This window comes from Stenotrophomonas sp. Pemsol, from assembly GCF_003586545.1.
Taxonomy (GTDB): domain Bacteria; phylum Pseudomonadota; class Gammaproteobacteria; order Xanthomonadales; family Xanthomonadaceae; genus Stenotrophomonas; species Stenotrophomonas sepilia.
This window is the reverse complement of record NZ_CP025780.1, coordinates 2,370,238-2,384,107: the sequence shown is the minus strand read 5'-3', so window position 1 is coordinate 2,384,107 and position 13,870 is coordinate 2,370,238. Positions and strand designations below refer to the sequence as shown.

The 13,870-nt window shown below is 65.9% G+C and carries 13 protein-coding genes; 6 read left to right on the top strand and 7 right to left on the bottom strand.

Annotated features, from left to right (window positions below; translation table 11 throughout):
- Positions 1-2: 2 nt before the first annotated feature.
- From PEM_RS11140 to PEM_RS11120, 5 genes are read right to left on the bottom strand one after another with little or no spacing between them, the layout of a single operon-like run.
- A complete protein-coding gene (locus tag PEM_RS11140) occupies positions 3-890 on the bottom strand; it encodes a DUF2807 domain-containing protein (RefSeq protein WP_111187576.1) in 888 nt (295 codons plus the stop codon).
- Positions 891-915: 25 nt separating this feature from the next.
- A complete protein-coding gene (locus PEM_RS11135; protein ID WP_111127411.1) occupies positions 916-1,944 on the bottom strand; it encodes an ABC-2 transporter permease in 1,029 nt (342 codons plus the stop codon).
- The gene (locus PEM_RS11130) at positions 1,941-2,816 is read right to left on the bottom strand and encodes an ABC transporter ATP-binding protein (RefSeq protein ID WP_005417484.1); all 876 of its coding nucleotides are present in this window, start codon (positions 2,814-2,816) and stop codon (positions 1,941-1,943) included. Before PEM_RS11130 ends, PEM_RS11135 begins: the two co-directional genes overlap by 4 nt.
- Positions 2,816-3,175, bottom strand: a complete 360-nt coding sequence (locus PEM_RS11125) for a GntR family transcriptional regulator (protein ID WP_005417481.1) — start codon at positions 3,173-3,175, stop codon at positions 2,816-2,818. Before PEM_RS11125 ends, PEM_RS11130 begins: the two co-directional genes overlap by 1 nt.
- 2 nt (positions 3,176-3,177) lie before the next feature.
- A complete protein-coding gene (locus PEM_RS11120; RefSeq protein ID WP_032954303.1) occupies positions 3,178-3,414 on the bottom strand; it encodes a hypothetical protein in 237 nt (78 codons plus the stop codon).
- A 366-nt stretch (positions 3,415-3,780) separates the two neighbouring features.
- Here PEM_RS11120 and PEM_RS11115 point away from each other — a divergent pair, with 366 nt between their 5' ends.
- The 6 genes from PEM_RS11115 to PEM_RS11090 all read left to right on the top strand — a co-directional run bounded on the left by PEM_RS11115 (position 3,781) and on the right by PEM_RS11090 (position 9,862).
- Complete coding sequence (locus PEM_RS11115) at positions 3,781-4,368, top strand: glutathione peroxidase (protein WP_095379095.1); 588 nt, start codon at positions 3,781-3,783, stop codon at positions 4,366-4,368.
- Between the two features lie 96 nt (positions 4,369-4,464).
- Positions 4,465-5,442: an FKBP-type peptidyl-prolyl cis-trans isomerase gene (locus PEM_RS11110; RefSeq protein WP_014037761.1), complete on the top strand. Its 978-nt coding sequence runs from the start codon at positions 4,465-4,467 to the stop codon at positions 5,440-5,442.
- Positions 5,443-5,465: 23 nt separating this feature from the next.
- Positions 5,466-6,815 (top strand): UDP-glucose/GDP-mannose dehydrogenase family protein, encoded by a 1,350-nt coding sequence (locus PEM_RS11105; RefSeq protein WP_053499456.1) that lies wholly within the window; start codon positions 5,466-5,468, stop codon positions 6,813-6,815.
- Positions 6,808-7,050, top strand: a complete 243-nt coding sequence (locus PEM_RS11100; protein ID WP_005410256.1) for a SlyX family protein — start codon at positions 6,808-6,810, stop codon at positions 7,048-7,050. The genes PEM_RS11105 and PEM_RS11100 overlap by 8 nt, the downstream gene beginning before the upstream one ends.
- A 10-nt stretch (positions 7,051-7,060) precedes the next feature.
- Positions 7,061-7,741 (top strand): DUF2058 family protein, encoded by a 681-nt coding sequence (locus tag PEM_RS11095; RefSeq protein WP_005417446.1) that lies wholly within the window; start codon positions 7,061-7,063, stop codon positions 7,739-7,741.
- 48 nt (positions 7,742-7,789) lie between these two features.
- Positions 7,790-9,862, top strand: a complete 2,073-nt coding sequence (locus PEM_RS11090) for an acyltransferase family protein (protein ID WP_095379097.1) — start codon at positions 7,790-7,792, stop codon at positions 9,860-9,862.
- 12 nt (positions 9,863-9,874) lie between these two features.
- Here PEM_RS11090 and PEM_RS11085 read toward each other — a convergent pair whose 3' ends face one another.
- Together PEM_RS11085 and metH are read right to left on the bottom strand one after the other, a co-directional pair.
- Positions 9,875-11,059 (bottom strand): MFS transporter, encoded by a 1,185-nt coding sequence (locus PEM_RS11085; protein WP_095379099.1) that lies wholly within the window; start codon positions 11,057-11,059, stop codon positions 9,875-9,877.
- 86 nt (positions 11,060-11,145) lie between these two features.
- Positions 11,146-13,830 (bottom strand): methionine synthase, encoded by a 2,685-nt coding sequence (gene metH / locus PEM_RS11080; RefSeq protein ID WP_111127408.1) that lies wholly within the window; start codon positions 13,828-13,830, stop codon positions 11,146-11,148.
- Positions 13,831-13,870: the final 40 nt, after the last annotated feature.

The following is a 13,870-nucleotide window of genomic DNA, read 5'->3' as shown; positions in this document are numbered from 1 at the left end:
GGTTACTTTTTACGGGGCAGGGTGACGGTGCCACTGACGTTGCGGTGGCCGACATCGCCGCTGCCGCTGTGGTCGACGGTCAGGCTGCCGCGCACGCCATCGACCTGGATGTCCCCCGAGCCGTGGCTGCGCACATGCACATTGCCGCCGATGTCGGACAGATCAACATCGCCCGAGCCGACCACACCGACCTCGACGTTGCCTTGCACGCGCTTGAACCCGATGTCGCCGGAACCGACCGTGTCCAGTCGTGCGTTGCCGCGGACATCGCTGATCTTCAGATCACCCGAACCGACAGTGCCGGTGACCGCATCGCCACCGATGTTGCGCACCTTGACGTCGCCGGAACCCAGCGAAAGCAGGTTCAGCGAACTGCCGCCATCAATGTCCAGGTCGCCCGAACCCACCGCTGCGTGGATGCTGCCGCGGGTGCCACGCACGATTGCATCACCGGAGCCGACATCCACGCTCAGCGACTGCGCGTTGTCCACGCTGGCGTCGCCGGAGCCGACCTTCAGCTGCAGGGGCAGGTTGTCCGGCACGCTGCCACGGATGTCCAGCCAGGCGTAGCTGCTGCCCAGGCTGATGCCGCTGTCGCGGCCCTCGCGGCGCAGACTCACCACCAGCTTGTCGCCCACCCTGCGCTGGTCCAGTACCAGCTGGTCCAGCCATTCCTGGCTGGACGCGCAGGCACGGCCAGCCAACTGGCCGCCGCCGGGGCTGGCGACCACCTTCAGGTCATGCTGGTTGACCTCGAACACCACCGCTTTGGCACCGGCCACGTCCAGCTTCAGCGCGCGGGCAGCGGTGAACTTGCAGTTCGGAGCATCGGCGGCCAGCGCCGACAGCGGCAACAGCAACAACGCAGAACAGGCGAGCAGGGAACGCATGGGTGGTGCCTCCGGGTGGATGGAATCAGATCTCGCCGGCGCGCTTGCGCAGACGGATGGCAAGGACGATGAACACGGAGCCGACGGCAGCACCGATCCACAGTTCCGGCATCGCCAGTGACTTCAGCTGCGAGGCCGGCGACATCAGGCTGACCACCGATTCGAGGTCGCGACGCGTGCCTTCCTCGGCGCTGAGGCGATACACCAGGTCCGTGCCCGGTACGCCGCCCAGCAGCAGTCGGCCAACGATGTTCTGCCAGAACCAGCCCGTGGTCAGGCCGATCAGCGGCATCACCTTGGTGGTGCTGACGATGACGCCTGCGAACAGCGGCAGCATCACCGCCCACAGGAACGGCTTGCTGCGGGCCCAGGCCGAGCACAGCAGCAGCCAGCCGGCGGTGGGCAGGGCCCACAGGGCGTAGACCGGGATCCAGGCCAGGTGGCCGGCTGCCAGGGTCAGCGGGCTGGCCGGGCCCCAGATCAGGGTCATTGGGCTGCCGCCGTGCATCAGCGCGACGATGCTGATCACCAGCATGAAGCCGAACATGGTGATGATGCCGGCGATCACCGCGATCAGCGGGGCCACGATCAGTGCGCTGATCACCTTGGACAGCACGGTCTGGGTATCCGACAGCGGCAGTGACTTCCAGAACAGGATGCTGCGGTCGCGGCGGTCGTCGTACAGGGCACCCAGGCAATAGAAAAACACCACGAAGGCCAGTACCAGGAACGGCCAGGCCGAGCTGAGCACCAGGGTCAGGTCGAGGCCGTTGCCGAGGTCAGCCAGGTCCTTGGCACTGATGTCGCGGGTCAGCAGGGCCAGGTCCAGGCCGTTGATGTTCACGTCTTCGCCGTCGATGTGCAGGCCACCATCACGCGCGGCCCGGTGCAGGGCGAACAGGCCGAAGGCGATGCCGATGGTGCTCATCACCAGCGAGATCAGGCCGGCGATCAACGGTGCATACAGGAAACCGCCACGGTTCTCCCAGTACTCGCGCTTGAGCAGCCAGCGCAGGGTGCCCATCGGGCTGACGGGGTGGTTGACGGCATTCATGCGTAGGTCCCCTTCATGATGGCGACGAACAGATCGGCCAGGCCCGGGCTGCGGGTCTCGCCAAGGGTAGAGAGCTGGGTACGCGGCACGCCGTCGAACAGCATCACGGTCTTGCCGAACGCCAGGCTGCGCTCGTCGATCGGCTTCAGCGCACGCGCGGTCTCCAGCTGGTCGGCATTGACCAGCAGCTCGGTGTAGCGCTGGCCGACGTCGTCCATGTCCGCGTCGAGCACGATGCGGCCATCCCGGATGAACATGACGTCGCTGAGGATGTGCTCGATCTCTTCCACCTGATGGGTGGTGACGATGATGGTCTTCTGTTCGTCGAAGTAGTCCTCCAGCAGGCGCTGGTAGAACTCCTTGCGATAGAGGATGTCCAGGCCGAGAGTGGGCTCGTCCAGCACCAGGATGCGGGCGTCGATGGCCATCACCAGCGCCAGGTGCAGCTGCACGATCATGCCCTTGGACAGTTCGCGCACGCGCTGCTTCGGTTGCAGCTTGGTATTGGCCAGGAAGCGCTCGCAGCGGGCCCGGTCGAAGCGCGGGTGCACGCCGGCGACGAAGTCGATCGCCTCGCGCACCTTCAGCCAGCGCGGCAGCACAGCGACGTCGGCGATGAAGCAGATGTCATTCATCAGCTCGTCGCGATGCAGTCGCGGATCGCGGCCGAGCACGCTCAGGTCGCCTTCCACCGAGGTAAGGCCGAGGATGGCCTTCAGTGCGGTGGTCTTGCCGGCGCCGTTGGGGCCGATCAAGCCGACGATGCGCCCGCTCGGAATGCTGAAGCTGGCGTTGTCGAGGGCTACCGTGGTCCTGTAGGCCTTGCGCAGGCCTCGCGCGGTGATGACGGGTTCGCTTGCAGTGCTGTTCATCAGACGTTCCCCTGGGGCAGCAATTCGTCGAGGCTCAGGCCCAGGCGCTGAATGCGCTCCAGCACCGCGGGCCATTCTTCGTTGAGGAAGCGCTCGCGCTCGCTGCTGCGCAGCTGCGTGGCCGCCTGCTCGGTCATGAACATGCCCAGGCCGCGGCGCTTCTCGACCAGGCCTTCATCGGCCAGTTCCTGGTAGGCGCGCGAAACGGTGATGGGGTTGAGTTGATAGTCGGCGGCCACCTGGCGCACCGAAGGCAGGGCATCGCCCGGCTTCAGGATTCCGTCGAGCATCATGGCGATCACGCGCTCCTTCAATTGACGGTAGATGGGAGCGCCGTCGCTCCACTGGATGTCGCTCATATTCAGCTCCGTGGGGTCAGCGGCTGGGCGAACGAGAAATACGGCATGGACAGGGAGCTGTGCAGCCGACGCGGGGGAGGGGGGGAGGAATCGGCGTTCCCGGCCGGTGCAGCGGTTGCGTCCTGCGCACTGTCGGGAGAGGCGGGGGTGGTGGGCGTGGCCAGCCAGGCCAGCACGATCAGGGTCGAAACAGCAGCGGCCGCGGGTGCGGTGAGGTTGCGACGGATGCGGGCGTTCATGGCTTCCCCCTGTCTCAGGTGACTGGTGTTGTATGCAACTATAACACCGGCACGCCTGGGTGCAACCCCCTGCCGTCCCCAACTGATGGCAGGGGTGGTCAAATTGCTGAAATATCCTCTTATCCATTTGATTGGAAAGGGAAATAAATTTGATGTGCGGGCTGGTCCAGTTCCGCCTGCCATTCAGTGTTGTCCATGCTATGTCATCACTGCGCCGTCGTTGGTAAGGCCAGCGGGAAGACGCCACGCCGCGCAAAGCCGCTGGCGCTTGCCGCAACAAGGGGGGGCGAGGGGCGGTGCTATAGTTCGGCCGATTCCCGGCCGCTACCGGCCGGCCCTGTGAATGGCTACCGCGGACCGCTCTCGATGCCCCTGCCGACCGTTATCCCGCGCCGCCTGCGCGGCCTGTCCCTGCTGACCCTGCTGGTGGCCGGCCTGGCCGGTTCCGGCCATGTGCTGGCGGCCGATCTGCTGAACCTGGAGTACCGCCCACTGGCCAGCAAGCAGCAGGTCAACCTGCAGCAGCGCTACCACGGGCAGGTACTGCTGGTGGTCAATACCGCAAGCAAGTGCGGCTATACCCCTCAGTACGAAGGCCTGGAGGCGCTGCAGAAGCGTTATGCCGGCCGCGGCTTTGCCGTGCTCGGTTTCCCGTCCAACGATTTCAAGGGCCAGGAGCCCGGTGACGAAAAGCAGATCCAGGATTTCTGCACGCTCACCTACGGCGTCAGGTTCCCGATGTTCGAGAAGGTGCATGTCGTCGGTGCACAGGCCACGCCGCTGTACCAGAGGCTGACCGCGGCCACCGGCGTGGCGCCGGGCTGGAACTTCCACAAGTACCTGGTCGGCCGCGATGGCAAGGTCATTGCCCAGTTCGCCAGCAAGGTAACGCCGGACGATCCGCAGCTGACCGCCGCCATCGACAAGGCGCTGGCCGCAGCCGCCACGCATTGATATCCGGCACGGATGCCTCGACATCGACGGCATGCGTGCGACAATGTTTCTTTTCGCGCCGACGTCGGCGCCCAGACACTTCCAGGAATGCAGCGAATGAAGATGGGAATGCGCGGCGCCGCGGCGTCGGTTCTGATTCTGGCGATGGGCACTTCGGGTGTCGCTCTGTCGCAACAACCGGCTGCCCCCGCAGCCGCCAAGGAGACCGCAACCTTGAATTCCCCCAAGCAGAAGCTCGGCTACGCCATCGGCCTTGATGTCGCCAAGTCGTTCACCCCGATCGCCGATGAGATCGATGTGGCCGCGCTGCGCACTGCCGTGGAGCGTTCGTTCGAAGGCCTGCAGCCGCAGATCACCCAGGAACAGGCCAAGGCCACCGATGCCGCGTTGCGCCAGGTCGTGATGGCCCGCAGTGGCCAGCAGGTGCCGGGCATGGCGCCGGGTTCGCAGCCGCCGAAGGTCGATCGCGTCAAAGTGTCGCAGATGATCGGTTCGTACTCGGTCGGCCCGTCGCTGGCACAGCTGAAGGACGACATCGATGTCGCCTCGCTGTTTGACGCGATCAGCACAGGTCTGAGCAAGGGCCAGCCGAAGATGACGGAAGCTGACGCGACCGCCACCATCCAGGCCTTCATGGGCAGCAAGCAGGCCGAGATGCAGGCCAAGGCCGCTGCCGCTGCGCAGACCAACCGCGAGGAAGGCAACGCGTTCCTGGCCAAGAACAAGACCCAGCCGGGCGTGGTGACCACCCCGTCTGGCCTGCAGTACCAGATCATCCGCCCGGGTAGCGGCGAGCGCCCGCTGCCGAGCAGCAAGGTGCGCGTGAACTACGAAGGCAAGCTGCTCAACGGCACCGTGTTTGACAGCTCCTATGGTCGCCAGCCGGCCGAGTTCGGCCTGGACCAGGTGATCAAGGGCTGGACCGAAGGCGTCGCGCTGATGCCGGTCGGTTCGAAGTACCGCTTCTGGATCCCGGGTGAGCTGGCTTACGGTGAGAACGGCACCCCGGGTGGCCCGATCGGCCCGAACGCGACTCTGACCTTCGACGTCGAGCTGCTGGGCGTCCTGCCGTAAGCGACCACGGAGCCTGCACGGACATGCGCGTTGCGATTTTCGGTACCGGTTATGTAGGGCTGGTGACCGGTACCTGCCTGGCCGACGTCGGCCACCAGGTGGTCTGCGTCGATATCGACCAGGCCAAGGTCGATGGCCTCAACCAGGGCATCATCCCGATCTATGAGCCGGGCCTGGAGCCGATGGTGAAGGCCAACCACGCCGCGTCGCGGCTGGCGTTCACCACCGATGCCGCGGCCGCGATCGGCCACGGCCAGGTCGTGTTCATCGCCGTCGGCACGCCGCCGGACGAGGATGGCAGTGCCGATCTGCAGTACGTGCTGGCTGTGGCCCGCACCATCGGGCGGCACATGAGCGTGCCGACCGTGGTGGTCAACAAGTCGACGGTGCCGGTGGGCACCGCCGACAAGGTGCGTGCCGCCATTGCCGCAGAGTTGGCGGCACGTGGCGCGGACATCGCCTTCGATGTGGTGTCCAACCCGGAATTCCTGAAGGAAGGCGACGCTGTCGCCGACTGCATGCGCCCGGATCGCATCATCATCGGCGCGACCAGCGCCGAGTCGGTGGCGGTGATGCGGCGCCTGTACGCACCGTTCAACCGCAACCACGACCGCGTGGTGGAAATGGACGTGCGTTCGGCGGAGCTGACCAAGTACGCCGCCAACGCGATGCTGGCGACCAAGATCTCGTTCATGAACGAAATCGCCAACATCGCCGAACGTGTCGGCGCCGATGTCGAGCAGGTCCGCCAGGGCATTGGCTCGGATCCGCGCATCGGCTGGCATTTCATCTACCCGGGCGCCGGTTACGGCGGCTCGTGCTTCCCCAAGGATGTGCAGGCGCTGGCCCGCACCGCGCAGCAGGCCGGCCTGGAGCCGAAGTTGCTGAACGCCGTGGAAGCGGTCAACGACGCGCAGAAGGGCCATCTGTTCGCTCTCATCCAGCGTCATTACGACAAGGGTGAAGACGAAGGTGTGCGTGGCAAGACCTTTGCCGTGTGGGGCCTGGCGTTCAAGCCGAACACCGATGACATGCGCGAAGCCTCCAGCCGTCGCCTGCTGGCGCAGCTGTGGGAAGGCGGCGCGACGGTGCGTGCCTACGATCCGGAAGCGATGCACGAGTCGCAGCGCATCTTCGGCGAGCGCGATGATCTGGTGTTCTGCAGCAGTGCCGACGAGGCGCTGCAGGGGGCCGATGCACTGGTCGTGGTGACCGAGTGGAAGCAGTTCCGCAGCCCCGATTTCCAGATGCTGCGCGAGCAGTTGAAGGACGCGGTGGTGTTCGACGGCCGCAACCTGTACGAGCCGGCGGATGTGGAAGCGGCGGGCCTGGCGTACTACGGCATTGGCCGGGGGCGCTCGCTGCATGTCTGATCTGCTGCCAACCGAACGCGAGCAGGCGCTGGAAGCGCGCCTGGTCGAACTGGAAATGCGCGTGTCCTTCCAGGAACAGGCGCTGGCCGAACTGAGCGATGCGCTGGCCGATGCCCGCATGCAGGGCATGCGCAACGCCGACGTGCTGCGCGTGCTGCTGGAAGACCTGGGCAAGGTCCGCAACGCGCTGAATTCTTCCGATCCGGCGAGCGAACCGCCGCCGCCGCACTACTGATCCGAATCCTATGAGCGATACCCTCCGCGACCAGCTGATGGGCCTGGGCTTCAAGCCTGCGCCCAAGCCCGAGCGCAAGAATGATGGCCCCCGCCGTGATGGTCGCCCGCAGGGCAAGGGTGGCAACGGCAATGGAAAGCCGCAGGGCGCTGGCAAGGGCGAGCACAAGCCCGGCGAGCGTCGTGGGCATGGCCACGGCGGCCCGGGCAAGCCCGGCCAGTCACGTGGCCCAGGCCAGCAGGGCCCGCGCAAGCCGCGCAGCGCCGAAGAGATGGACCTGGCCAAGGCCTACGCCATCCGCGCGCAGAAGGAAAAGGAAGAGCGCATCGAGACCGAGCGCCTGAAGCAGGAAGAGGCGCGTGTGCGCCGCGAGGCCAAGGCCAAGCTGGAAGAACTGCTGAAGGACAAGAGCCTGAACTCGGAAGCGGCCGATATCGCCCGCCACTTCCCATATGGCGGCAAGATCAAGCGCATCTATGTGACCGCCGAACAGCTGACCGCGCTCAATGCCGGCGAGCTTGGGGTGGTCCAGCTCAATGGCCGCTACCTGCTGGTGACCGCCGAGGTGCTGGCGCAGTCCGAGGCGGTGTTCGCCGCGTCGGTGGCGCTGAAGGTCGATCCGAATGCGCCGGCCGAGGAGGATCCGTACGCGGACCCGCAATACCAGGTGCCGGACGACTTGGTCTGGTAAGCGCGTGACCGCCGCGGGCGCGCTGCCGTCGCGGCCATGGGGGAAGGGATGACCGCTGATCCAAGCCGCGGCTACGTGCCGCACATTGACGGCCTGCGCGCGATCGCGGTGCTGGCCGTCATCGTGTTCCACCTGGACCCGGCCTGGTTGCCAGGCGGGTTCACTGGCGTGGATGTGTTCTTCGTCATCTCCGGTTTCGTGGTCAGCGCATCAGTACACCGGCTGCCGCCGCTGTCGCTGGGGCAGTCGATGCTGCGCTTCTATGCGCGTCGCATCCGTCGCATTGCACCAGCGCTGCTGGCGTGCGTGTTGCTGACCTTTGTGGCGAGCGTGCTGTTCATTCCCGAGTCGTGGCTCAGCGAAGCCAGCGACAAGACGGGGCTGATGGCGTTGTTCGGCTTCAGCAACTGGGTGCTGGCGGCGATCGGCAACGATTACTTCGCGCCCAAGGCCGAATTCAATCCCTATACCCATACCTGGTCGCTGGGTGTGGAAGAGCAGTTCTACCTGCTGTTCCCGTTGCTGTTCCTGGCCTGGGCACGTGGCGCGCGCGGGCGTTGGATCAGCCTGGGCCTGTTCGCACTGGTCAGCATGGCATCGCTGCTGCACGCTGCGGTGCTGGGTCTGCGCGAGGCGCCGCCATCGTGGGCGTTCTACGCCACCAGCACCCGTCTCTGGCAATTGGGGCTGGGCGTGCTGCTGTTCCAGCTGCTGCACGTGCGGCAATCGCTGGACCCGGCAACCAGTCAGGCACTGAAGCGCGCTGCGCCGGTGTTTTCCCTGCTGGCCATGATGGCGCTGGCCCTGCTGGGGTGGGCGCTATGGTCCTCGCGTGCCGGGCGCTCGCCGTGGCCTGACGGCCTGCTGCCGGCCTTCGCCACCGCGGGCCTGCTCTGGGCGCTGCATCACCATCCGCAGGCATGGGTGGCGCGCCTGTTGGCCAGCGCTCCGATGCGCCGCATCGGTCTGCTTTCGTACTCGCTGTATCTGTGGCACTGGCCGGTGTTCGTGCTGATGCGCTGGACCGTGGGCCTGCAGACACCCTGGCAGATGATCGCTGCGATGGTGCTGGTACTGGTGCTGTCATGGGCGTCGTGGCGCTGGGTGGAACAGCCGTTCCGCGGCACGTTGGCGCAGCGCCTGCGCCCCGGGCGTTGGGTGCTGGCCGGCGCGGTCGTACTGCTGTGCGCCGCCGGTATCCAGGCATTGCTCTATCAGCAGGCGCCACGACTGTCGCTGAGTACCGTCAGCCGGCATCCGGCCGATTGGTACCCCAATGGCAAGAGCGTGGCTGGCGATTATCCCAATTGCGCTCTGCTGGCTGCCAAGCATCGTTTCGAAGGCGGCAGTGCGCGGACCTTTGCCCGTGGAAACTGCGACCGCCCGACGCCGGCCGGCGCGCCGAAGCGGGTGTTTGTTGCCGGTGATTCGCATGCGATGGCTTACATCGAGCTGCTGCAGCGGCTGGCGCTGGAAACCGGCTCGGAGGTCTCCCTCTATGGCCGCGGCGGATGCCCGCAGGTGAGCCTGCAGAAGTGGCGTGGGGCGGGTGCCGGTTGCGCTGATTTCGATGCCGCGGTGTTCGCCGATATCGCGCGGCGCGCGCAGCCGGGCGATGCCGTGGTGCTGGTGTCGCTGCGGATGCCGCGCCTGTCCGATCAGTTCGTGCTGTTCGATGCGCGGGCGCAGCTGGCGGGCGAACTGACAGCGGAGGCCGCGGCAGGGCGTGAGGCCGAAGCGGTCGAGGCGATCAAGCAGTGGAAGCCACTGGCCGAGCGCGGTGTGCGCATCGTGCTGGAGGCGCCCAAGCCGGTGCTGCCGGCGCCGCCCTATCGCTGCTCGGACCGATTCAATTCGCGCAACGAAGTCTGCCGCAATGGCCTGGACAGCACGCGCGAGGCGATGGAAGCGCTGCGTGCGCCGATGCTGGGCAGCCTGCGGCAGGTGGTTGATGGACTGCCCGGTGGCGTGCTGTGGGACCCGATGCCGGTGCTGTGCGACGACGCGCTATGTCCCGCGCAGCGCGATGGCCGCCCGCTGTTCTTCGATGGCGATCATCTCAGCGCGCATGGCAACCGCGTGCTGCTGCCATCGCTGCAGCAGGTGTTGCTGCAGCGCTGAATCGGAGCGTTGTCAGTGTGCGCCGTGGGTCCGGCGCGCGCGTATCAGCGGCAGGCTCAGCGCGAAGAAGCAGAGCAGGGCGCCAATCAGGGCGAAGCCGCTGCCGGCCAGGAACGCGGTGCGGCCGTCGTCGATCTTCCACAGTTGGCCGGCAATGAGCGCGCCCAGCACACCGCCGACACCGGACGAAAAGCCGTACAGCAGTCCTTGGCCGTGGCCGTTGAGACGACCGGGGAAGTAGGTCGCCAGCATCTGCATCGCTGCAGCGAAGAACGCGGCAAAGCCCAGCGCGTGCGCGGTCTGCGCCAGCAGCATCACCGGCAGGTTCTCCGGGAACAGTGCGGTCACGGCCCAGCGCAGGCAGGAACTGACCAGCGCGATCAGCAGCATCCAGCTGGCGTCGTAGCGGCGGAAGAAGCGGCCGATGGTGAAGAACACGCCCACTTCGAAGACCACGCCGATGGTCCACAGCAGGCCAAGGGTGGAGGTACGGTAGCCGTGATGGTCCATGTAGACCGAAAAGAACGTGTAGTACGGGCCGAACGACAGCTGTTCCATGAAGGCGGCCAGGAAGAACGCCAGCACCGGCGGTCGGCGCACGATCTGCCAGAAGCCGCTGGTGTCACCCGCAGTCTTGCCGATGCCGCGCGCGTAGTGGTTGCTGAAGGCCGAGGCAACCAGCAGCACGAACAGGGGCAGCATCATCCACGGCAACAATCCGGCGTGGTTGCCGGCGCCATCGCCTTCGATCAGCCAGCCGAACAAGGTGACCACGGCGATGAAGCCGAGCGAACCCCAGACCCGGATCAACCCGTAACGGTGGCTGTCGTTGCCCAGGTGGGTGAGGGTGATCGACTCGAACTGCGGCATCACCGCGTTGTAGAAGAAGCAGAACACGATCATCGCCGGGTACATCCACGGCTGCGGCAGTGGCAGCAGGAAGCCAGCGAAGCTGAGCAGGGTCAGCACGCAGCCGACGCGCAGCAGGCGGATCGGCCGCGGTGATGCGGCCGCCAGCGAGGTCCAGGTACTGGGTGCGATCACGCGGGTGGCGTACCACAGGCCCATCATCACGCTGATCGCGGTCACGCTCATGCCGCGCGCGGTCAGGAACAGGCTCCAGTACGGCGTGAACGCGCCGAGCGCCGCGTAGTAGAACAGGTAGAAACTTGAGAGGCGGGCAACGGGAACGGTCATCGCCGAATGATGAAGCAAAAAAGGGGACGGAGGGGATTAAGTCGCTAATGCACAAACGACTTAATCCCCTCCGTCCCCTTTTTGTGTCATTCGGGGTCGTAGTCGAGGTTGGAGGCCAGCCAGCGTTCGGCCTGGGCGCGGTCCACGCCCTTGCGCCGGGCATAGTCGGTGACCTGTTCGCGGCTGAGCCGCCCGACCACGAAGTACTGGCTCTGCGGATGGCTGAAGTAGTAGCCCGAGACAGCGGCCGTGGGCAGCATCGCGAAGCTCTCGGTCAGTTCCATGCCCGCGTTCTTCTCAGCCTGCAGCAGGTCGAACAGGCGGCGCTTCTCGCTGTGCTCGGGGCAGGCCGGGTAGCCCGGTGCCGGACGGATGCCGCGGTACTGCTCGTCGATCAGGGCCTCGTTGTCCAGCGTCTCGGCGCGGTCGTAGCCCCAGAATTCGGTACGCACGCGCTGGTGCAGGCGCTCGGCCAGCGCCTCGGCGAAGCGGTCGGCCAGTGCTTTCAGCAGGATCGCGTTGTAATCGTCATGCTCGGCCTCGAAGCGCGCGACGTGGGCGTCGATGCCGATGCCGGCGGTGACAGCGAACGCGCCGATCCAGTCCTGCTTTCTGCTGTCGGCCGGTGCAATGAAATCGGCCAGGCAGAAATCCGGGCGTTCGGCTGGCTTGTCCACCTGCTGGCGAAGGAAGTGCAGGGTGGTTTCGCCCTGTGCGTGCTGCACGCGGACGTCGTCGCCGATGCTGTTGGCCGGCCACAGGCCGAACACGGCCTTGGCCGTCAGCCACTTCTCGCCGACGATGCGCTCGAGCATCGCACGGGCATCCTTGTACAGCTCGCTGGCCTGGGTACCGACGATCTCGTCGGTGAGGATCGCCGGGAACTTGCCGGCCAGCTCCCAGGCCTGGAAGAACGGCGTCCAGTCGATGTAGTCGACCAGTTCGGCCAGGGGATAGTCGTCGAACACGTGCAGGCCGGGTTGATTCGGTGCCGGTGGAGTGTAGTTGTCCCAGCCGCCATGGAATTTCTGCGCGCGCGCATGTTCCAGTGTGACCAGGCGCTTGGCGTCGCCCCGGTTGCGGTGGCGTGCGCGGATTTCGGCATAGTCGGCTTCGTTGGCGGCAACGAAGGCCTCGCGCAGATCACGCGAGATCAGCGACTGTGCCACGCCAACCGCGCGCGACGCATCCTTCACCCACACCGTCGGCGCCTTGTAGTGCGGGTCGATCTTCAGCGCGGTATGCGCACGCGAAGTGGTCGCGCCCCCGATCAGCAGCGGCAGGTCGAAGCCCTGGCGCTCCATCTCGCGGGCGACGTGGCTCATCTCCTCCAGGGACGGGGTGATCAGCCCGGACAGGCCGATCAGGTCTGCGTTGTGCTCGCGGGCAGCATCGAGGATCTTCTGCGCCGGCACCATCACGCCGAGGTCGACCACGTCGAAGTTGTTGCAGGCCAGTACGACGCCGACGATGTTCTTGCCGATGTCATGCACATCGCCCTTCACCGTGGCCATGATGATCTTGCCGTTGCTCTTGGCGGTGTCACCGCTGCGCGCCTTTTCCGCTTCGATGTAAGGCAGCAGGTAGGCCACGGCCTTCTTCATCACGCGCGCGGATTTCACCACCTGTGGCAGGAACATCTTGCCGGCGCCGAACAGGTCGCCGACGATGTTCATGCCGTCCATAAGCGGTCCTTCGATCACGTCCAGCGGGCGGCTGGAGGCCTGCCGGGCCAGTTCGGTGTCTTCCTCGACGAAGGCATCCAGGCCGTGTACCAGGGCATGTGCCAAGCGCTGTGCCACCGGCTTGTCGCGCCAGGCCAGATCTTCGGTCTTCGCCGCGCCTTTCTTGCCCTTGTAGCGCTCGGCGATCTCCAGCAGGCGCTCGGTGGCATCGCTTCGGCGGTTGAGGATCACGTCCTCGACACGCTCGCGCAGGTCCGGCTCCAGTTCGTCGTAGATCGGCATCGCGCCGGCGTTGACGATGCCCATGTCCATGCCGGCGGCGATCGCGTGGTACAGGAACACCGAATGGATGGCCTGGCGCACGGTTTCGTTGCCTCGGAACGAGAACGAGACGTTGGAGACGCCGCCGGAGACATGGCAGTGCGGAAGGGTCTGCTTGATGATGCGGGTGGCTTCGATGAAGTCCACCGCGTAGTTGTCGTGCTCTTCAATGCCGGTGGCGACGGCGAAGATGTTCGGGTCGAAGATGATGTCCTGCGGCGGGAAGCCGATCTCGTCGACCAGGATGCGGTAGGCGCGTGTGCAGATCTCGACCTTGCGCGCACAGGTGTCTGCCTGCCCGGCCTCGTCAAACGCCATCACCACTGCCGCGGCACCATAGCGCAGCACCTTGCGCGCGTGCTCGCGGAACAGCGCTTCGCCTTCCTTCAGCGAGATCGAGTTGACCACGCTCTTGCCCTGCAGGCATTTCAGGCCGGCCTCGATCACGCTCCACTTGGAGGAGTCGACCATCACCGGGATGCGCGCGATGTCCGGCTCGGACATGATCAGGTTGAGGTAGCGCGTCATCGCCGCTTCCGAATCGATCAGGCCCTCGTCCATGTTGACGTCGAGGATCTGCGCGCCGCTGGCCACCTGCTGGCGGGCCACGTCCACCGCCTCCTCGTAGCGGCCTTCCTTGATCAGCTTGCGGAACTGCGCGCTGCCGGTGACGTTGGTGCGTTCGCCGACATTGATGAACAGCAGGTCCGGTGTGATGACCAGAGGTTCCAGGCCGGACAGGCGGGTAGGGCGGACAGGCGTCATGGCAGGCGTCGGCTCAACAGCAGTAGGGCGGGAAGTGCGG